Origin of the sequence: Enterobacter cloacae complex sp. 309I3 (assembly GCF_050031595.1) — a bacterium.
GTDB lineage: Bacteria > Pseudomonadota > Gammaproteobacteria > Enterobacterales > Enterobacteriaceae > Enterobacter > Enterobacter cloacae.
In genome coordinates this window covers 506,623-525,952 of the sequence record NZ_JBLGWI010000001.1, presented here as the reverse complement: position 1 = coordinate 525,952, position 19,330 = coordinate 506,623, and the positions used below count along the sequence as shown (strand labels likewise).

General features: G+C 56.6%; 22 protein-coding genes. 5 read left to right on the top strand and 17 right to left on the bottom strand.

Annotated features, from left to right (window positions below; translation table 11 throughout):
* Positions 1-38 precede the first annotated feature (38 nt).
* Genes dagF through ACQG22_RS02480 form a run of 8 tightly spaced genes read right to left on the bottom strand, consistent with a single transcriptional unit; the run spans position 39 to position 5,521 of the window.
* Positions 39-779: a 2-dehydro-3-deoxy-phosphogluconate aldolase gene (dagF, locus tag ACQG22_RS02515; RefSeq protein WP_013095353.1), complete on the bottom strand. Its 741-nt coding sequence runs from the start codon at positions 777-779 to the stop codon at positions 39-41.
* Positions 776-1,894: a DgaE family pyridoxal phosphate-dependent ammonia lyase gene (locus ACQG22_RS02510; RefSeq protein ID WP_369706913.1), complete on the bottom strand. Its 1,119-nt coding sequence runs from the start codon at positions 1,892-1,894 to the stop codon at positions 776-778. Before ACQG22_RS02510 ends, dagF begins: the two co-directional genes overlap by 4 nt.
* The gene (locus ACQG22_RS02505; protein ID WP_038418558.1) at positions 1,878-3,011 is read right to left on the bottom strand and encodes an amidohydrolase/deacetylase family metallohydrolase; all 1,134 of its coding nucleotides are present in this window, start codon (positions 3,009-3,011) and stop codon (positions 1,878-1,880) included. The genes ACQG22_RS02510 and ACQG22_RS02505 overlap by 17 nt, the downstream gene beginning before the upstream one ends.
* Positions 3,012-3,053: 42 nt before the next feature.
* Positions 3,054-3,695 carry a DUF4310 family protein gene (locus ACQG22_RS02500; protein WP_013095350.1) on the bottom strand — a complete coding sequence of 214 codons (642 nt, stop codon included), beginning with the start codon at positions 3,693-3,695 and terminating at the stop codon, positions 3,054-3,056.
* 13 nt (positions 3,696-3,708) lie between these two features.
* Complete coding sequence (locus ACQG22_RS02495) at positions 3,709-4,485, bottom strand: DUF4311 domain-containing protein (protein WP_006810337.1); 777 nt, start codon at positions 4,483-4,485, stop codon at positions 3,709-3,711.
* A gap of 22 nt (positions 4,486-4,507) precedes the next feature.
* On the bottom strand, positions 4,508-4,807 hold the full coding sequence (locus ACQG22_RS02490; protein ID WP_006810338.1) for a DUF4312 family protein: 300 nt from the start codon (positions 4,805-4,807) through the stop codon (positions 4,508-4,510).
* Positions 4,808-4,809: 2 nt separating this feature from the next.
* Positions 4,810-5,172: an SFCGS family glycine-rich protein gene (locus ACQG22_RS02485; RefSeq protein ID WP_006179053.1), complete on the bottom strand. Its 363-nt coding sequence runs from the start codon at positions 5,170-5,172 to the stop codon at positions 4,810-4,812.
* 10 nt (positions 5,173-5,182) lie between these two features.
* Positions 5,183-5,521, bottom strand: a complete 339-nt coding sequence (locus ACQG22_RS02480; protein WP_028027887.1) for a glycine dehydrogenase — start codon at positions 5,519-5,521, stop codon at positions 5,183-5,185.
* Positions 5,522-5,937: 416 nt separating this feature from the next.
* Here ACQG22_RS02480 and ACQG22_RS02475 point away from each other — a divergent pair, with 416 nt between their 5' ends.
* Complete coding sequence (locus ACQG22_RS02475; RefSeq protein WP_020688727.1) at positions 5,938-6,093, top strand: Hok/Gef family protein; 156 nt, start codon at positions 5,938-5,940, stop codon at positions 6,091-6,093.
* 69 nt (positions 6,094-6,162) lie between these two features.
* On the opposite strand, the gene cybC is transcribed toward ACQG22_RS02475, so the two are convergent.
* Positions 6,163-6,549, bottom strand: a complete 387-nt coding sequence (gene cybC / locus ACQG22_RS02470) for a cytochrome b562 (RefSeq protein WP_013095348.1) — start codon at positions 6,547-6,549, stop codon at positions 6,163-6,165.
* Positions 6,550-6,589: 40 nt separating this feature from the next.
* Positions 6,590-7,942: a metalloprotease PmbA gene (pmbA, locus tag ACQG22_RS02465; RefSeq protein WP_369706915.1), complete on the bottom strand. Its 1,353-nt coding sequence runs from the start codon at positions 7,940-7,942 to the stop codon at positions 6,590-6,592.
* A gap of 95 nt (positions 7,943-8,037) precedes the next feature.
* Here pmbA and yjgA point away from each other — a divergent pair, with 95 nt between their 5' ends.
* Positions 8,038-8,589 (top strand): ribosome biogenesis factor YjgA, encoded by a 552-nt coding sequence (gene yjgA / locus ACQG22_RS02460; RefSeq protein WP_008501414.1) that lies wholly within the window; start codon positions 8,038-8,040, stop codon positions 8,587-8,589.
* A 101-nt stretch (positions 8,590-8,690) separates the two neighbouring features.
* Here the strand turns inward: yjgA and mpl are convergent, their stop codons facing one another.
* Entirely contained in the window at positions 8,691-10,064 is a 1,374-nt protein-coding gene (gene mpl / locus ACQG22_RS02455) for a UDP-N-acetylmuramate:L-alanyl-gamma-D-glutamyl-meso-diaminopimelate ligase (protein WP_013095346.1), read from the bottom strand.
* A 197-nt stretch (positions 10,065-10,261) separates the two neighbouring features.
* Between mpl and fbp the strand changes: the two genes are divergently transcribed.
* Complete coding sequence (gene fbp, locus ACQG22_RS02450) at positions 10,262-11,260, top strand: class 1 fructose-bisphosphatase (RefSeq protein ID WP_013095345.1); 999 nt, start codon at positions 10,262-10,264, stop codon at positions 11,258-11,260.
* A 145-nt stretch (positions 11,261-11,405) separates the two neighbouring features.
* The gene (locus ACQG22_RS02445; RefSeq protein ID WP_336340394.1) at positions 11,406-11,765 is read left to right on the top strand and encodes a LysR family transcriptional regulator; all 360 of its coding nucleotides are present in this window, start codon (positions 11,406-11,408) and stop codon (positions 11,763-11,765) included.
* Here ACQG22_RS02445 and ACQG22_RS02440 read toward each other — a convergent pair.
* The 5 genes from ACQG22_RS02440 to ytfQ form a co-directional block, all read right to left on the bottom strand.
* Complete coding sequence (locus tag ACQG22_RS02440) at positions 11,737-13,308, bottom strand: methyl-accepting chemotaxis protein (protein WP_349391563.1); 1,572 nt, start codon at positions 13,306-13,308, stop codon at positions 11,737-11,739. The two genes, ACQG22_RS02445 and ACQG22_RS02440, sit on opposite strands and share 29 nt — an antisense overlap.
* A gap of 93 nt (positions 13,309-13,401) precedes the next feature.
* Complete coding sequence (gene yjfF, locus ACQG22_RS02435) at positions 13,402-14,403, bottom strand: galactofuranose ABC transporter, permease protein YjfF (RefSeq protein WP_040020470.1); 1,002 nt, start codon at positions 14,401-14,403, stop codon at positions 13,402-13,404.
* Positions 14,390-15,415, bottom strand: a complete 1,026-nt coding sequence (gene ytfT / locus ACQG22_RS02430) for a galactofuranose ABC transporter, ATP-binding protein YtfT (protein ID WP_161799150.1) — start codon at positions 15,413-15,415, stop codon at positions 14,390-14,392. Before ytfT ends, yjfF begins: the two co-directional genes overlap by 14 nt.
* Positions 15,416-15,425: 10 nt before the next feature.
* Positions 15,426-16,928, bottom strand: coding sequence for a galactofuranose ABC transporter, ATP-binding protein YtfR (gene ytfR / locus ACQG22_RS02425; RefSeq protein WP_058683225.1), 1,503 nt, complete (start codon positions 16,926-16,928; stop codon positions 15,426-15,428).
* A gap of 131 nt (positions 16,929-17,059) precedes the next feature.
* Positions 17,060-18,016: a galactofuranose ABC transporter substrate-binding protein YtfQ gene (gene ytfQ / locus ACQG22_RS02420; RefSeq protein ID WP_014882271.1), complete on the bottom strand. Its 957-nt coding sequence runs from the start codon at positions 18,014-18,016 to the stop codon at positions 17,060-17,062.
* A gap of 309 nt (positions 18,017-18,325) precedes the next feature.
* Between ytfQ and ppa the strand changes: the two genes are divergently transcribed.
* Entirely contained in the window at positions 18,326-18,856 is a 531-nt protein-coding gene (gene ppa, locus ACQG22_RS02415) for an inorganic diphosphatase (RefSeq protein ID WP_008501423.1), read from the top strand.
* A 128-nt stretch (positions 18,857-18,984) separates the two neighbouring features.
* On the opposite strand, the gene ACQG22_RS02410 is transcribed toward ppa, so the two are convergent.
* Positions 18,985-19,329 (bottom strand): gamma-glutamylcyclotransferase family protein, encoded by a 345-nt coding sequence (locus ACQG22_RS02410; protein ID WP_028027890.1) that lies wholly within the window; start codon positions 19,327-19,329, stop codon positions 18,985-18,987.
* Position 19,330 lies beyond the last annotated feature (1 nt).

Sequence of the window (19,330 nt, the reverse complement as noted above, 5' to 3'; positions counted from 1 at the left end):
TTTGGGGAGAGGGCTGGGGTGAGGGGTAAGGTTTTGTTTTACTTCACCAGCTTCTTCGTCATCGCAAGCAGCGTACGCACATCTTCCGGACGCGTATCGCCGCTGGCTTTATCGATAATCGAACTATAAATATGCGGAATGATTTTGCTCACGCCCGCGTCCAGGGCGATCTGCAGGATCGCCTCGTAGTTTTCCAGATCGATTCCCCCGGTCGGCTCCAGCCAGAAGTCGTGACGGGCGCAGGCTTCCGCCACGGCCAGGTATTCGTCACGGCACTTCAGGCCGCCCATCGGAAAGTATTTGACTGAACTGCCGCCAAAATCTTTCAGCAGGGCGATCGCCGTTTCAACCGGCACAATGCCGTCCGGTGCCGCGCTGCTCAGCGGGCCGGTGGAGATTTTTACCATCCCGACGGTGCCGGTCGGGGAGACCAGACCGTTGACCACCGAATCATTCTGCCCCAGCAGCGCACGGCTGGTGGCTACACCAGTGAAAACCTGGTTAACGTGCTGCGGCTGCACCTGACGGGAGATTTCGCTCACCATCGCCGACTGGTTCGGGTCACCCGCCCCCAGGCCTACCGAGAGCGCGTTATCAATCAGCGCCGCGTACTCGCGCATATCAGCAACCGCGCTGGGCACGTCCGGGTAATTTTTGGAGAGCACGCCCACCAGCACATGACCTTCCGCCGCCTCGTAAATGGCGCTGGCGTTCGCTTTTGAGCCTGCCAGCACGTTCAGGCAGACGCGGTCACGGTAAAAATTGGGGGTCAGTTTCATGCCTTTTTCTCCTGTCCTAACACTTCGCTTATGCGGCGGTAAACAATGTTCAGCTGGTCAGCGTTCACGCTGCGCACGTCCGCTTCGATAATCCCTTCGTTGGCCTTGTAGCCGCGGAAATAAATGGCGTATTCGCCCTGCTTCAGGGCATTCACCAGCTCGCCGGTGCCGATGCCGGTTACGGCTTCGTCGAACTTAATCTCGGTACGCGCGATATCGCGACCGGCGCTGTCCCAGACCACGCGCGCGGTAACGCCGTTCAGGGTGTTGAGCGCGTCGATAAACGGCGTCATCTTCGCCACCATCTCCGCCCCGCTCTCTTTAGTCGCCGTCAGGTAGTGTTCGATGGCACAGGTCAGGCCGAGGATCCCCTCTTTACCCACCTTCATGGCGCGGCCAATGCCCGCCGTCTGGCGCTTCACCCACTCAACGTACTGGGTCTTGCCGATCACCAGGCCGCTGGTGGGCCCTTCGATCGCTTTCGCGCCGCTGTAGATCACCAGGTCGGCGCCGGAGCGGTAATAGGTATGCAGATCTTCTTCCGCTGCGGCATCGACGATCAGGGGCAGATCGTGTTTGCGCGCCACGACCGCTGCCTGCTCAACGCTGAGCATGCTTTTCTGCACGCAGTGGTGCGATTTGATGTAAAGGATCGCCGCGGTGCGCGGGGTGATGGCCGCCGCCAGCTGCTCGGCTGAGCATTCGTTAGCGTAGCCCGCTTCCACCAGCTTGCCGCCGCCCAGCGCCACCATGGTGCCCACCGGCGCGCCAAAGTTAACGTTGTGCCCTTTCGGCAGCACGATTTCGTTGTTCTCAATTGGGGTAACGTGCAGGTTTTCCAGCAGCCAGTCGCTGTCTTTCACCAGCACCGCCGCCACGGACTGGGCGATGCCCGCGGATGCGCAGGAGACCACCGTCGCGCCATCCACATCCAGCAGCTTCGCGATGTATTCCCCGGTTTTATTGACCAGATCTTTCATCTCGAAATAGTGATTCATGCCGTCCATCGCCGCCTGCACCACCTCCGGGCGCGGCGTGGAGACACCCAGCGCCGTCATGCGGCCGGAGGTGTTGATAACCTGCTTTAAGTTGTACTTCTCATAAATCGAAGGCATGTTCCGTGCTCCCTTGTTCGGTCATGTAGCCCTTGCCCGCGCGGATCGCGGCAAGCGGCACCAGAATGTGTTCAGCCTGCAGGCTGTCGTTTTCAGCATCCGTCAGCACCGTCGGCTGACGTTTAAGGGTGAACAGCGTCAGGTCGGCGTCGAGGCCGGGTTCGATACGCCCTTTGCGCGTCAGGCGCAGGCCGTCGGCGGCGTTGGCGGTGACGCAGTCAATCACCTGCGGCAATGACATGCCGATGGCGAGGAATTTCGACATCACGCTCGAAAGCGAGCCCACCGGGCCGTTGATGCGGTTGCGGCAGTAGATATCCGAGCTGATGGTGTGCGGCAGAATGCCCATCGCGATGGCGCGTTTCGCCACTTCAAAGCTGAAGCTCGCCGTACCGTGGCCTACGTCCAGCCGCACACCGCGTTTCAGGGCGGAGGTGATGGAGGCGCGCAGCTCGCCGGAGGGCGTCAGAATGCGGTTTGGCTTGCCGTTGTAGCAGTGGGTAATGATGTCGCCCGAACTCAGCAGCTCGGCAATTTCGTCGAGGTTAGGCGGGTTATTGCCGATGTGCACCATCAGCGGCAGGTCGCCGTTCTCTTTCTGAATGGCTTTCGCGCGCTCCAGCGGCGTAATACCATTTTCACCCACCACGCTGCTGCTCATGCGCGCTTTCAGCCCGACGATAAAATCAGGATGCCGTTTCACCGCCTGCTTCACGGCATCGGCATCAATATTCGCCATATTGGCCAGCTCGTTCTGGGCAATCAGCCCCACGCGGGAGATATTCAGCAGGGCAAAGACCTCGGTTGAGGCTTTGCGGGTGATTTCGTAGAAATCGTCCACGTCGTCGGCACCGGTACTGCCCGCATCCACCACGGTGGTGACGCCAGTGGCAATACCCACGCTGTCCGGTTCGTCGTGGTAAATAGGGGAGTTCGGGTAGCAGTGGACGTGGGAGTCGATCCAGCCTGCGCTGACGAACACGTCACCGTTCAGCTCCACCGTTTTGCGGGCGGGAGCGTCTATATCGCCTGTTGCGGCAATTTTCCCGTCCAGAATGGCGATATCGGTCAGGGTATCGTCGCTAAGGCGCGCACGGCGCAGGAGTAAATCAAACATGGGGTTCTCCTGATAAGGCGGGCGCCAGCGCGCCCGCAGGTATTAAAGGGCGACCGGGAACAACCAGCCTAAAATCATGGCGCCAAGGATGGCACCACCGGTGATCGGCTTCTGCCAGATGTAGAACAGCAGCGCGCCCAGCAGGGAACCGACGCCAATCGGAATAGAAGCGGTCATGGCGCTGAGGATAATCAACGGCCCCAGAAAACGACCGGAGGCATTGCCCGCGCCCATCATCACGTCCGCCCCGTAGGTGGAGTTGCTCTGGTTGATGGTGAACTTACGCGCCAGGATGATGACGTAGCCGATCGCCAGACCAATCACCAGGCCGGTAATCAGCGAGGCAATGAAGTTGGTCACCGGGAACATGATTCCCGCGCCCAGCAGCAGTGCTGGCACACCCAGACCCACGCCGGTCTGGATAGCCCCGCCGATGTCGAGGATCCCTACCAGCGATCCTTCGATAATACGGGCGAACAGGAAGCTTGCGCCGAACGCCGCCACTGCGCCGTATACACCGGTATCAATTCCCGCCTTCAGCATCGCCACAAAGGCCACTTCGTTAAACGCGCCGATGCCGTAGAGGTAGTACATGTGCGTCCCGGCAAACACGCCGGAGGAGAGCAGGCCAACGAAGATCGGGAACGACCAGTCGGCATACCAAAAACCTTTATTCTGTTCCATGTAGAGGCTCCTGTTATTTACCGCTGAGCGAGTTGTGGATCATGTCGAGCCAGTTCGGCACGGTCAGATGGAAGGATTCAATCATCTTCATGTCGAAGCCGCGGAAGAAGCCGCTCAGCACGAAGAGCAGAACGATGGCCGCCATCATCACTTTGGTGACGTGGTTCCAGCCGCTCTCTTCCACGCCTTTACCGATCAGGATCCCCAGTACCAGGCCCGGTACGGCGTTACCCATAATCAGTTGCGCTGCGCCGCCGAAGATGGTCGCCCAGAAGCCGGATTTTTTACCCGCGTCGATGGCCGCCAGCCAGAAGATCACCGGCATCACGGTGTTGACCAGCAGGTTTGCCGCCGGTACCAGCACCTTCACGGCGGTGACCTGCAGTGCGGCCGGAACAGACGAGGCAGTCAGGTTAAGGAAGGTGACAACAATCATGCCGATGATGCCGCAGGCAATCGCCATCTTGCGGGGATCGTGCAGCGTTTCGCCGACGTTACGGTTTTTGATCATCAAGGCTGCAGCACCCCAGTTTGGGATGATGCGGTGGTCTACGTCCTGTGTGAAGGCACCTGCGGCCACGGAAGAGGCCCAGGCGTTAAAGAAGAAGCCTAACCCAAAGGAGAAGTGAGAAGCCGGATCCCCTTCGCAGGAGTTCAGTTCCCCCAACGTACGAAACGCGCCCATACCCTGAGTGGTAGGCGCATGAAACATGCGTGCAGCCCCGGCTCCAACACCGACGCCTACCAGGCCGCCAATGATGAGCGATTTTATTAATATAATTAAGAACATCAGTCTGCCCTTTTATGAATAATCAGCGTTGCGTGACGAAATCCACCTGGTCGAGATTGATGGCGGTCACGTTGACGGTCACATCCAGCTCCACGCTGTAGGTGCGTCTTTCCCGGCGCAAAAAGAAGAACAGAAACGCTTCTTTACGCACCGCTTCTTGCGCCTGAACGACCTGCACATCCTGTGGCTCAATACGCAGTAAGATATGCGGTGAGGCTTTCATCACCGCGGCCTGAACGTGGTTGAGTGCGTCGGCAAAGGCGCGCGCTTTGGCGTCGCCCTTCCCCTTCACTCTCACCGTGGTTGTGAACTGTTCTTTCATGCTTATGCGCCGTGCTTCTTCTGCCACGCCTGCACCAGACGCTCGCCCAGCTCTTCTTTATCCATAAAGCCAAAGCCCAGCACGTTGCAGCCTTCGTTGATGGCGGTCACCCCCTCATCCACGGAGCGCATGCCGTATTTCGCTTTGTAGCCATATTTGGTTTGCGCCGTGATGGCACCCGCGCCGCCGCTGCCGCAGAAGGAGATGCCGAAGGTGGCGTTTTCCGCTTTCATGACGTCGCCGAGTTTCATATCTGCCGCCATACCCGGCACGACAACCGCACGTCCACCCGCTTTTTCCACACCGGCAGCCACTTTCTGGCCTTTACCCAGGCGATCGCCAATCACGACTGTAATCTGTTCCATGTGTTGCTCCTTAAAGGTTGTCTTTCGCGACTTCAAAGTGAACGGAGAGCAGCCAGGCTTCTTCATCAGGAAGGTTGCCAAACTGCGCTACCACTTCACGGGCGAGCCGCATTGAATCCGGTGAAATTTCGTCGAACAGCTCTGCCTCCACTTCCGGCAGCGGCTCGCCGGTCACGGACCGGTGCGCCATCGCGCGGACATGGGAGGTGAGCATCTGTTCCTGTACTGCATTGGGGATGATGTTGTGCCGGGCCAGCAGGGCATAAACCTGCTGTAGCATGGTGTTCGCGAGCTTTTCTGTTTGCTCCGCCTGATCCCCAACGTCGTTCATTACCGCTCCGTTACTCACTGGTCTTACCCCGTTAATGGCTCTGGAATAAAACTAACGTTGGCGATGGCGGGTTTGTAGCGAGTTGTTTTCCACTTCGAAGTGGAAAGGCGAGCCGCAGCAGTGATCTGTGCCACATAAATAGGCTGAATCTGGATAAATCGCTGTATTTGCGTGATGAATATCACGTTATCTGACGGCAAATACAGGGAGAGCGAAGCGGAAAAGATTACGAGCCGACTCGTAGAAATGTGACGTGGATAAGGTTTTCTTATGGGGATTCGCTAGAGTGGCGGCGGGTGCTTGAGACTGACCGTCTCAGGCATGGGACGGAAAGTGGAAAGCCCCGCCTGATAAAAAATCAGGGCGGGGGCTCGAAACGACACGTCGGACCGTGGAGTTCGCTACCTCGCCCGCTTTAAAGCAAGGAGGCATCCATGAAACGCCAATCCCCAATTATCCGGGTTTTGATGATTATTGCTTTGACAATAATCATCTTAACGCTGGTGACGAGGAAAACACTGTGCGAGATCCGTTTTCGAAACGGCTCGCTTGAAGTGACAGCGCGGATGGAGTGTCGCTCCGGCCAGTAGGGAGCAAAGATGCGGGGGCGCTAACTGCGCCCCCGCATACGGGAAAGGACGTACAGCTCAGGCACCCAATTAACGATACTTTTTGTGATACGTGTTACGCGTCGCGACAAACTGGTCGGCTGCCGCCTGGGCTTCCTTCACTTTGCCTTCGTTAGCGAGCTTCAGCGCGCCGTCAATCTGACCGACCAGCACGTCAAAGCCGTGGCGATAGTCCTTCATCTCTGCACTGTCTGCCGCTTTGCTTTCCAGCTTTGGCGGCGTCGCTTTTTGCGCGTCCAGCGCCGCTTCACGCATTTTGGTCAATGCGCTTTTCATTTCTGCCGCATTGTCCGTTTTCTGAACGACCTTCAGGTTTTGACTGAGGATGTCCATGTTGTCTTCAAGATCGGCAGCAAACGCAGAAGAACCAAGAACCAGCGTTGAAGCCGCGACGATCGCTAACAGGTGTTTACGCATTGCTCACTTCCTTTTTTATTATTAAAACGCTTTTCGGGTATTACTGGCCGGCAATTTTCATTTCCGGCAGTAATACAGAACCACACTGTATATTGCTACGTGTTTCAATATCGTTACCGACCGTAACGATATTGCGCCACATGTCCTTCAGGTTGCCGGCGATGGTAATTTCGCTCACCGGATACTGAATCTCGCCGTTTTCGACCCAGAAGCCTGCCGCACCGCGAGAGTAGTCTCCGGTAATGCCGCTCACGCCCTGGCCCATCAGTTCTGTCACCACCAGGCCGGTGCCCATCTCTTTCAGCATCTGCTCGAAGTTCAGGCCCTGTCCGGCAATGCGCCAGTTATGGATGCCCCCCGCATGTCCGGTGCTTTTCAGCCCCAGCTTGCGCGCGGAGTAGTTGGTCAGCAGCCACTGGGTCAGAATGCCGTCTTTAACAATATCGCGGCGTTCCGTGCGCACGCCTTCGCTGTCGAACGGCGTGGAGGCCAGCCCTTTCAGCAGGTGCGGGTGCTCTTCAATGGTCAGCCATTCCGGCAGGATCTGTTTGCCCAGTGAGCCGAGCAGGAAGGTCGATTTACGGTAAACTGAGCCGCCCGCGATAGCGCCCACCAGATGGCCAAACAGGCCGGTCGCCACTTCATTGGCAAAAATAACCGGGGCTTTCATGGTGGAGAGCTTACGCGGTGACAGGCGAGACAGCGTGCGTTCGGCACACGCTTTGCCCACCCACTCCGGAGACTGCAAATCCCCCAGCGCGCGGCCGATGGTGTAAGCATAATCCCGCTCCATATCGCCGTTCTCTTCGGCGATCACGCAGCTGGAAAGCGAGTGACGGGTTGAGCAATAGCCCTGCAGCATTCCGTGGCTGTTGCCGAAGACTTTGATGCCGTAGTGGCTGTTGAAGCTGCCGCCTTCGGTATTGGTGATGCGTTTATCCGCCTGCAAAGACGCCTGTTCGGCACGCGCGGCCAGCTCGATGGCTTCGTCCGGGGTAACTTCCGCCGGGTGGAAAAGATCGAGATCCGGGGCATCAAACGCCAGCAGATCTTTATCCGCAACGCCAGCATAAGGATCCGGTGAGGTGTAACGCGCAATATCCAGCGCCGCCTGCACGGTACGGGCAATGGCATCGGGGCTGAGATCGGTAGACGACGCGCTGCCTTTGCGGTTCTGGTGATAGACCGTGATCCCCAGTGCGCCATCGCTGTTGAATTCTACATTCTCCACTTCGCCATAGCGGGTGCTCACGCTAATGCCGGTGGTTTTGCTGACCGCCACTTCGGCGCCATCTGATTTACCTGAAGCGAGCGTCAGCGCGGTGGAGACGGCTTCTTCCAGAATTTTACGCTGCGCTTCAACTTGTGAGGTTACTTTCATCGCAAATGCCATACTGTAAGAGAGAGTTAACTGAAGTCTAACAGAGAACCGTTTTTCAGTGCGCGTCTTAACTGGTAACATTAGCCTCTTTTTTTAAGGAGCCTGACATGACTAAGCAGCCCGAAGACTGGCTCGACGACGTTCCCGGTGATGACATCGAAGACGAAGATGATGAGATCATCTGGGTCAGTAAAAGTGAAATTAAACGCGACGCCGAAGAGTTAAAACAGCTTGGCGCAGAAATGGTGGAACTGGGTAAAAACGCGCTGGATAAGATCCCGCTCGACCAGGATCTGCGTGATGCCATTGAACTGGCACAGAAAATCAAAAAAGAAGGCCGTCGTCGCCAGCTTCAGCTTATCGGTAAAATGCTGCGTCAGCGCGACGTCGATCCGATCCGCCAGGCGCTGGATAAACTGAAAAACCGCCACAACCAGCAGGTTGCGCTGTTCCACAAGCTGGAGCAGATCCGCGACCGTCTGATTGAACAGGGTGATGATGCGGTACCGGAAGTATTGAACCTGTGGCCGGATGCCGACCGCCAGCAGCTGCGTTCATTGATCCGCAACGCGAAGAAAGAGAAAGAAGGGAATAAGCCGCCGAAGTCCGCGCGTCTGATTTTCCAGTATCTGCGCGAGCTGTCTGAGAACGAAGAGTAATATCGAACCGCCTGTTCCCCCCTCACCCCAGCCCTCTCCCCATAGGGGAGAGGGAGAAGAGTAATGTAGGCCCGGTAAGCGCTAGCGCCACCGGGCTTTTTTTACTCTGCGGCCTCAGCCTTTTTCGCCAGACCGTCCAGCAGCTTCTGATGGATCCCACCAAAACCGCCGTTACTCATCACCAGGATATGGTCACCCGGCTGAGCGGCTTTCACCACCATATCCGCCAGAGCATCAACATCCGCACTCCAGTGCGCAGGCTGAATGCAGGCATCGGCCACTTCAGCTACCTGCCACGGAATATGCTGTGGCTGCAGCAGGAAGACTTCGTCGGCACGCCCTAAGGATGGCGCGAGATCGTCTTTGCAGATGCCCATTTTCATGGTGTTAGAGCGTGGCTCCAGCACCGCCAGAATGCGCGCGGTACCGCCGACCTTGCCGCGTAACGCTGCAAGCGTCGCCAGAATAGCAGTTGGGTGGTGCGCGAAATCGTCATACACGGTTACGCCGTGGGCTTCACCGCGCAGCTCCAGACGGCGACGGGCATTGATAAATGAACCCAGTGCATTCGCCGCGTCCGCAGGCTGAACACCCACATGGCGTGCGGCAGCGATTGCCATCAGGCCGTTATGCATGTTGTGTTCGCCAACCAGGCCCCACTTCACCTCACCCACTTTCTCGCCGTCGAGCCACACTTCCCACTCCGAGGCATCCACGTTGAGTTTTTTCGCCTGCCAGTGGCCCTGCTCACCCACCAGCTCCTGCTCGCTCCAGCAGCCCATCGCCATGGTCTGCTTAAGATTGATGTCGTTCTCCGGCAGGATGATACGGCCCTGACCCGGAACGATGCGCACCAAATGGTGGAACTGTTTCTGAATGGCTTTCAGATCGTCAAAGATATCCGCATGATCGAACTCAAGGTTGTTGAGGATCAGCGTGCGCGGGCAGTAGTGTACAAACTTGGAGCGCTTGTCGAAGAACGCACAGTCGTACTCATCGGCTTCGATCACAAAGAACGGGCTCTCCCCCAGACGCGCAGACACGTCGAAATTGCCCGGAACGCCGCCAATGACAAAGCCAGGCTTGTAACCACAGGCTTCAAGGATCCAGGTCGCCATACCGGCGGTGGTGGTTTTACCGTGCGTACCGGCCACGGCAACAACCCAACGGTCGCGCAGGACGAAATCATGCAGCCACTGTGGGCCAGACATGAACGGAATATTGCGTTCCAGTACCGCCTCAACGCACGGATTACCTCGCGTCATGGCGTTGCCAATGATCACCAGATCCGGCGCGGGATCCAGCTGGCTGGCATCATAACCCTGAATCAGAGAGATGCCCTGCTTCTCCAGGAGCGTGCTCATCGGCGGATACACATTGGCGTCCGAACCAGTCACTTCATGGCCCAGCGAGCGCGCCAGCATTGCCAGTCCGCCCATGAAAGTGCCACAAATCCCCAATATATGAATGCGCATACGTCACTATCCTTCTTCAATGTGGCGCACATTTTACTCACATGTTAGCGGGTGTGAAACGCATTTCAGGTAAATCCGTATATTGCTGGCGCGATTCACCTCTGCGCTACTATTTGAATATTTGTTAAGATTGTTGGGCATTAGTCGTTTTAGTGAACATACAATCGCTCTACTCACAAAGATGCAGGGAAAGTGTTATGAAAACGTTAGGTGAATTTATTGTCGAAAAGCAGCACGAGTTCTCTCATGCTACCGGTGAACTCACTGCTTTGCTGTCGGCAATAAAGCTGGGCGCTAAGATCATCCACCGTGATATCAACAAGGCCGGTCTGGTCGATATCCTGGGTGCCAGCGGTGCCGAGAACGTTCAGGGCGAGGTTCAGCAGAAACTCGATCTGTTCGCAAATGAAAAACTGAAAGCTGCACTGCGCGCGCGCGACATCGTTGCGGGTATCGCCTCTGAAGAAGAAGATGAAATTGTCGTATTCGAAGGGTGTGAACACGCGAAATACGTTGTTCTGATGGATCCGCTGGACGGCTCCTCCAACATCGACGTTAACGTTTCTGTCGGTACCATTTTCTCCATCTACCGCCGCGTCACGCCTGTTGGCACGCCGGTGACAGAAGAAGATTTCCTGCAGCCTGGCAGTCAGCAGGTTGCTGCCGGTTATGTCGTGTATGGCTCCTCCACCATGCTGGTCTACACCACCGGCTGTGGCGTTCATGCCTTTACTTACGATCCGTCGCTGGGCGTGTTCTGCCTGTGTCAGGAACGTATGCGCTTCCCGGAGAAGGGCAACACCTACTCCATCAACGAAGGTAACTACATCAAGTTCCCGACTGGCGTGAAGAAGTACATCAAATTCTGCCAGGAAGAAGATAAAGCGACGCAACGCCCTTACACCTCCCGCTATATCGGTTCCCTGGTTGCGGATTTCCACCGTAACCTGCTCAAAGGCGGCATTTACCTCTACCCAAGCACCGCCAGCCACCCGGACGGGAAGCTGCGTCTGCTGTATGAATGCAACCCGATGGCGTTCCTGGCGGAACAGGCGGGCGGCAAGGCGAGCGATGGTAAAGAGCGCATTCTGGATATCGTGCCAGAAAGTCTGCACCAGCGTCGTTCCTTCTTCGTCGGCAACAACCATATGGTTGAAGACGTTGAACGTTTTATCCGTGAGTATCCGGACGCGTAATCCCTCTCCCGGGGAGCCGCTCTGGCTCCCCAATACATTTATATAATTTACCGTATAAGTGTTTATAAAAAACGCGCTTTAATATTCAGATTCGCTCCTGCATTATTTCCATAACAGTTTGACAGATATTTCCTGGAGCGTACCCGTGACGAAAAACTATTCCCGTGCCAATACCGGCATCGATTTAAATCTTATTCCTGTCTTTATTGAAGTGGTCCGCTGCGGCAGCATGGCGAAGGCCTCTGTCCGGCTGGAGATGTCACGCCCGGCCGTGAGCCTGGCGTTGAAGCGCTTTAGCCAGCTTTTTGCTGAACCGCTATTTATCCGTAAAGGGTTATATCTTGAACCGACGGAAAAAGCGTTAACCTTAACTCACCAGCTGGAAATATTACTCGGTAATATTCACGATAATATTAGCGCGATTAATTCGTCCGAGAATAATACCCTGGTACAGAATGTACCAGGGGCGGGGAATATTATGCGACACTCTGCGTCGTCAGTTTAAATGATGACATGGCTTCCATCAGCTGGCGTGACTGCTCTTCCAGCGAGCGCGTCGCGGCAGAGGATTGCTGTACCAGCGCCGCATTCTGCTGCGCGGTTTCATCCATCTGATTTACCGCAATATTCACCTGTTCAATGCCGCGGCTCTGTTCCTGAGACGCGGTAGCAATTTCGCGCATCAGTTTGGTCATGCGCAGCACTTCGGTTGCGATCTCATCCATCGTTTCGCCCGCCTGCTGCGCCAGCTCGCTGCCCTCATTAACGTGGGTCTGCGAGTCGCTGATAAGTGAACGGATCTCTTTTGCCGCATCGGCGCTGCGGCTGGCAAGATTGCGTACCTCGCCCGCAACGACGGCAAAACCGCGCCCCTGCTCGCCCGCACGCGCCGCTTCCACGGAGGCGTTCAGCGCCAGAATATTGGTCTGGAAGGCAATGCCGTCAATAACGCTCAGAATGTCGGCAATGCGCGCCGAGCTGCCGGAGATATCGCGCATTTTCTCAATCACATAGCAGACCATTTCGCTGCCATGATCGGCAGTATCCGAGACAGATTTCGCCAGCTGGTGCGCCTGCTCGGCGTTATCCGCGTTGAGTTTCACCGTGGCGGTGATCTCTTCCATGCTGGCGGCGGTCTGCTCCAGCGAGGTCGCGGTGGACTCCGTGCGTTCGGCAAGATCCCTGTTTCCCGCCGTCAGCTCGCGGCTGCCGGTATCAATTTGCGAGCTGGCATCGCGGACCCGCTGCACCGAGTGCATCAGCGACTGGCGCATGCCTTCGATGGCGGCGTTCAGACGGTTGAACTCCTGGCTCGCCGGGGCATTCAGCGTGTGGGTTAAATCCCCCGCGGCGACGTTTTCCAGCTGCGCAATCGACGCCGAGAGCGGCTTGAGCAGCATGTGGCGCAGCACCAGCCAGGCCAGCACAATGATGCCTGCCGTCAGCAGCGCCGCGACAACGATCAGGACCAGAACCCGCGTTTTGCTCGACTGCACGGCGCTGACTTCCGCTTTCCCGCGCGCGTCGCTCCACATCTGGAACGCCTGCATATCGTTATCAAACTGCTTTGCTACCGGAATGAGCTTACTCTCCAGCAGATCGTAATAGCTGTCTGCGCTCTGTTCGTTCAGCGCTTTCAGCATTGGGTTGATCCCCTGTTGGTTATAGGCCGCCAGACTGGCCGCCACCTTATCCAGCAGCTGCTGTCCCTGGGGATCGGCCACGCCTGCGTCGATCACGCCTTTCAGCGTTTTTTGCGCCAGGGCGATCTCCTGATTAATGCTTTTCACCGATTTCGCGGCATCGTCCAGCAGACCAATTTCCATCATTCTGACAGCCTGGCCCGCCTCGTTGCGCGCACGAAGGATCAGCGTATAGCCAGAATTGAGCTGCACCATCTGCTCACCCTGAAGGTGGTTGATGCGCTGAAGTGACGAAGAACTCTGTGTGAGGGCATAAATGCCAATGCCGCTGACAATCAGCAGCAGAAGGGTCATAACGGCCAGTAAAGAGAGCAAGCCGGTACGAATCGATAGCGTTTTAAGCATGATGTTATTTCCGGTAGCGAGATATTTCTGGGCATAAAAAAAGAGTATCGGCCGCTACCGGAAAATGTTTAGACTTTAAGCAAATTCAGCATGTTATCGCTCTGTTACTGATGTGTTCACGCGGGTAACAGGCGAGCTCTGGCGGTTCTCCCAGAGCACCGTCAGACCGCGCTGCAGGGCAATAAAAATAAACAGTAAAATGCCGATGGCGATTTTCGTCCACCAGGAGCTGAGCGTGCCGTCAAAGTTGATATAGGTCTGGATCAGCCCCTGGATTGCCACGCCAAACAGTGTTCCCAGCACCGTCCCCACCCCGCCGCTGAGCAGCGTGCCGCCAATCACCACAGAGGCAATCGCATCCAGTTCAACGCCAACCCCGGCCAGCGCGTAACCCGCCTGGGTGTAAATGGAGAAGACAATCCCCGCCAGCGTCGCCAGCCCGGTGGAGAGCATATAGATGCGGATGGTGGTGCTACGGGTGGAGATCCCCATCAGGTTGGCCGAGGTCGCGTTGCCGCCAATAGCGTAGACCTGATTACCAAACCGGGTGCGATGGGCAAGGAAGATACCAATGACCACCACGCCCAGCATCAGCAGCCCCATCGCGCTCAGGCGGCCCCCGCCGGGGATTTTCCACGCCAGGCTGGAGAGCGTGTCGTACACCGGATGGTTGATCGGGATCGATTCCTCAGACACCAGATAACTCACGCCGCGCAGGAAGAACATCCCGGCAAGCGTAATGATAAAGGCCGGGAGCTTGAGCGCGTCAATCAGAAGCCCCATAAAGGCACCAAACGCACAGCCCATCACCAGCACCAGCGGAAACGCCACCAGCGGCGAGATGCCCCAGAAACCGATCGCTTTGGCAAGAAACACGCCGGTAAAGGCGATCACCGATCCGACGGAGAGATCAATCCCCCCGGAGAGGATCACAAAGGTCATCCCAACCGCGATGATGCCTAAAAAGGCGTTATCTGTCAGAATGTTACAAATCACACGCGTCGAGGCGAACCCCGGGAACTGGGTCAGGCAGTAGAGATAGCCCAGCACAAACACGCCCAGCGTGATCATTAACGGTAAATTACGTTTTATCATGGCCACGGATCCCCTTAATGATGCTGACAAAGCGCGGTGACTGAACGATCAGCACGCAGAGCACGACCACCGCTTTCACCACCTGGTTGAGTTCCGGCTGGAACCCGGAAAGCAGGATCCCGGTGTTCATGCCCTGAATAATCAGCGCACCAATTACCGAGAGCAGCAGGTTAAAGCGCCCGCCCATCAGCGATCCGCCGCCAATAACCACCGCCAGGATCGCATCCAGCTCCAGCCATAACCCGGCGTTGTTGGCATCAGCCCCACGAATATCTGCCGCGACGATCACCCCGGCGATGGCAGCACACACGCCGCTCAACACGTACGTGAGCATCACCATCAGCCGCGTATTGACCCCGGCGTTGCGTGCCGCCCGGATGTTGATCCCGACCGCTTCAATGAACATGCCCAGCGCCGTTTTGCGGGTAAAGATCCAGAACACCACCAGCGTCACCAGCGCAATGATCACCGGCGTGGGGAAGAATAGCAGCTTGCCGCTCCCGAGCCACGCCAGGTTCGGCGAGTTGAAGGTAACAATCTGCCCCGAGGTGATGAGCTGTGCGACACCGCGCCCGGCCACCATCAATATCAGCGTGGCAACAAACGGCTGGATTTTGAGCACCGCCACCAGAATGCCGTTCCACAGTCCGGCCAGCACGCCGGTGCCCAACGCCGCCAGCAGCACCACTGGCAGGCTGTGCCCGGCCACGGTCATTGATGCTGCCGTCGCCCCGGCAATGGCCATCACCGCGCCAACAGAAAGGTCGATCCCGCCGGTGGCGATCACCAGCGTCATACCAATGGCGAGCAGCGCCACCGGCGCGGCGCGGTTTAAAATATCGATCGGGCTGCCGAACAGGCGGCCATCCTGCACGATTATCTGGAAGAAATGCGGTGCGACCAGGCTATCGACCAGCAACACCACCAGCAGCGCGGCGATTTGCGGCGTGCCGGTCGGCCAGTTGAAGCGGCGTTTTGTTTCGCCAGTTTGCGAAAGCGAACGAGACATCACGATTCACTCCTTACGCCGCGATGGCATTCATGATTGCCGGAACGGACAGTTTATCCAGCGGGATCTCTGCCACCTGCTTGCGATCGCGCATGATGATGACGCGATCGGCATAGCCCACCAGCTCCTCCAGTTCAGACGAGATGACCAGCAGCGCCAGCCCGTCCGCGCACAGGGTTTCAATAAGGCGGATAATTTCGGCGTGTGCCCCCACGTCAATGCCGCGGGTCGGTTCATCGAGGATCAGGAACTGAGGTTTGGTCAGTAGCCAGCGGGAAAGCAGTACCTTCTGCTGATTGCCCCCGGAGAGGAACTCTATCGGCTGTTCCGCGCTCGGGGTACGGATACCGAGCTGGCGGATAAAGCGCTCGGCTATGGCGTTTTGCTCTTTCCGTGGGATCGGCCGCAGCCAGCCGCGCTGCGCCTGTAAGGCCAGAATGATATTTTCCCGCACCGAGGCGGCGGCAATAATGCCATCCGTTTTTCTGTCTTCCGGGCAGAAGCCCACACCCAGACAGGAGGCCTGATGCGGCGAGCGCAGGGTTTGCGGTTTACCTTTGATCTGCGCGGTGCCGCTGTCTGCAGGCTTGATCCCGAAGATCACCTCGGCGGTTTCGGTACGGCCCGAGCCTAACAGCCCCGCCAGACCGACAATTTCACCGGGGCGCACCTCCAGGTTAAACGGCGAGATGACCCCTTTCTTGCCGAAATCACTGAACGCGGCGACCGGTTTCTCACTCAGCAGCGTACGCCCGGCACGCTGGAGCGCATTGGATTCCAGCTCGCGGCCGAGCATCATTTTGACCAGTTCAATCTGCGGCAGCTCGCGGGTGTCGCGGCAGCCGACAAAACTGCCGTTGCGCAGCACCGTAATGCGATCGCTCACCTCATACACCTGATCGAGGAAATGGGTGACGAAGATCAGGCTCACGCCCTGATTGCGCAGCTGGCGCATCAGGGTAAAGAGCATCTCCACTTCCTGGGTATCGAGGCTGGCGGTGGGCTCATCAAGGATCAGCACTTTTGCCGAGAGGTCGATAGCGCGACAAATGGCGACAATCTGCTGCATGGCGACGGAAAAACGGTTCAGCGGCTCGCGTACGTCAAGAGAGAAGCCGTAAGACGCCATCAGTTTTGTCGCCCGCGCTTCCATCTCCTTGCGGCGCAGCAGGCCAAAGCGTCGTGGCTCCCGGCCAATAAACAGGTTATCCGCGACCGACATATTCGGCAGCAGGTTCACCTCCTGGTAGACCGTCCCGATCCCCAGCTGCTGCGCATGGGCGGTATTTTTGGGTGATATGGCGTTACCTTCCAGCCAGATGGTGCCGCGATCGGCGTGATAAACCCCGGTCAGGGCTTTAATCAGCGTCGATTTCCCCGCACCGTTCTCGCCCAGCAACGCCATGATCTCGCCGCGTCGCAGGCTAAAATCAACGTTATCCAGCGCTTTTACGCCGGGGAAGAATTTACTCAAGCCCTCTGTGCGGAGGATTTCCTGGTGTTGTTCAGTGGTCATGGTTTTCCCCCTCACCCTGACCCTCTCCCCGGAGGGGAGAGGGGACTATTCGTGCCAGTCTTTAATTTTCTGCCCAAACTGCCCTTTTCCCTCTCCCCTCCGGGGAGAGGGCTAGGGTGAGGGGGCTGAGCTTAGTAGCCCATATTTTTCTTCTTCTCTAACTCTTCTTTCGCGGTATCCGGCAGGTAGAGGGTGGATTTGGTGACCGTCACCTTCTCAGGCATCGTGCCGTCTTTCTTGAATTTCTCCAGCGCATCGAATGCCGGACCGGCCATGTTTGGCGTGAGCTCCACGCTGGCGTTGGCTTCGCCGTCGATCATCGCTTTGTAGATGTCCGGCACGCCGTCGATAGAGCCGGTGAGAATATCTTTGCCCGGTTTCAGGCCCGCTTCTTTAATGGCCTGAATCGCCCCGATCACCATGTCATCGTTGTGGGCGTAAACCATGCAGATGTTCTTGCCGTTGTTTTCAGCCTTGATAAAGCTCTCCATGACCTCTTTACCTTTACTGCGGGTAAAGTCGCCGGACTGAGAACGGATAATTTTAATGTTTGGCGCTTTGGCGATGGCCTCAGCAAACCCCTTCTTACGGTCGATGGCCACGCTCGCGCCGACCGTACCTTGCAGCTCAACGACGTTACACGGCTTGCCATCCACCTGTTTCACCAGCCAGTCACCGATTAATTGCCCTTCAAGAACGTTGTTGGCGGTCACGGTGGTCATATAGAGAGATTTGTCTTTTACATCGATGGAACGATCGAGCAGGAAGACCGGGATCTCAGCATCTTTCGCTTCCTTCAGGACAGGCTCCCAGCCGGTGGCCACAACGGGCGCAATAAAGATGGCATCCACACCCTGCGCAATAAACGAACGCACGGCTTTAATCTGGTTTTCCTGTTTTTGCTGGCCATCGGCGATCTTCAGCGTGATGCCGCGTTTCTGGGCCTCGCTTTTCGCCACGTTGGTTTCTGCCGCACGCCAGCCTGATTCAGAGCCGACCTGCGAAAATCCTACGGTTAAAGGTGCGGCCATCGCCATAGACGACATGGCTGCCGAAACTGCTGTGACAAGAAGTAAGCGCTTCCACATATGAACGTCCTCGTAGGGTGAGTTATTGTTGGTTAAAAGATGTTCTGCGAAATGACTATAGCCAATGAAATATGTAACGAATTGCGTTACATCACACTTCAGAAAAGTGAATAAAACGTTAATCACAAGTTTGTAATCGCTTTCATTTCTCCATGAAAAATGCGGCTGAGTTTATGGATTTTTCTGTCATGGAATCGGTCTGAAAAGTGAGACGAACGCGGTGAGAAGACGAAAACAGGCGGAGACATTCAGCGCCAGTTGGCTATAATACCTGCCACTTGTTTACCATCCATTTTAAAGGACACAGACATGAGCTTACTCAACGTCCCTGCGGGTAAAGAACTGCCAGAAGACATCTACGTTGTTATCGAAATCCCGGCTAACGCAGATCCTATCAAATACGAAGTGGACAAAGAGAGCGGTGCGCTGTTTGTAGACCGTTTCATGTCTACCGCGATGTTCTACCCATGCAACTACGGTTACATCAACCACACCCTGTCTCTGGACGGTGACCCGGTTGACGTGCTGGTTCCAACGCCATACCCACTGCAGCCAGGCGCAGTCATTCGCTGCCGCCCAGTTGGCGTGCTGAAAATGACCGACGAATCCGGCGAAGATGCGAAACTGGTTGCGGTACCGCACACCAAGCTGAGCAAAGAGTACGATCACATCAAAGATGTGAACGACCTGCCAGAACTGCTGAAAGCGCAGATCACTCACTTCTTCGAGCACTACAAAGACCTCGAAAAAGGCAAGTGGGTTAAAGTTGACGGCTGGGACAACGCAGAAGCGGCGAAAGCAGAAATCATCGCCTCTTTCGAACGCGCTGCTAAGAAGTAATTCTTACCGCACATCGATAAAGCCCCGCTGGTCGGGGCTTTTTTGTGGCTGGAGTGTTTCTCCCGGGTGCGCTACGCCCCCGACAAGAGGCACAAAAAACAACGCCACCTCACGGTGGCGTTGTTTTTTCAGTACTGGTCTCTGTCTAACCAGTTACCGCTTACAATCCGCGTTAACCCTTCGACCGGACGCTGGTAGACGTACATCCACGCACTTCCGTACGGCGTCTGGATCAACTGGCGCGCGTATTCACCGCCCCTGGTGCGCAAGGCATCAAGTTCGGCAAGTGTCGCGTTATCAATACGATAAACTTCACCGTGTACTGTTCCTTCGCCGGGAACCGCGCCTGGATAGTGGCCCAGGCTGTACAACTGGTAGTTTTCGATATTGTAATTCCCAAGCAACAGGGCATTGGTCATCCAGTGACTGTTGCCTTGCTTGGTTCGTAAACTGCCGTAGACAAATATTCGCATT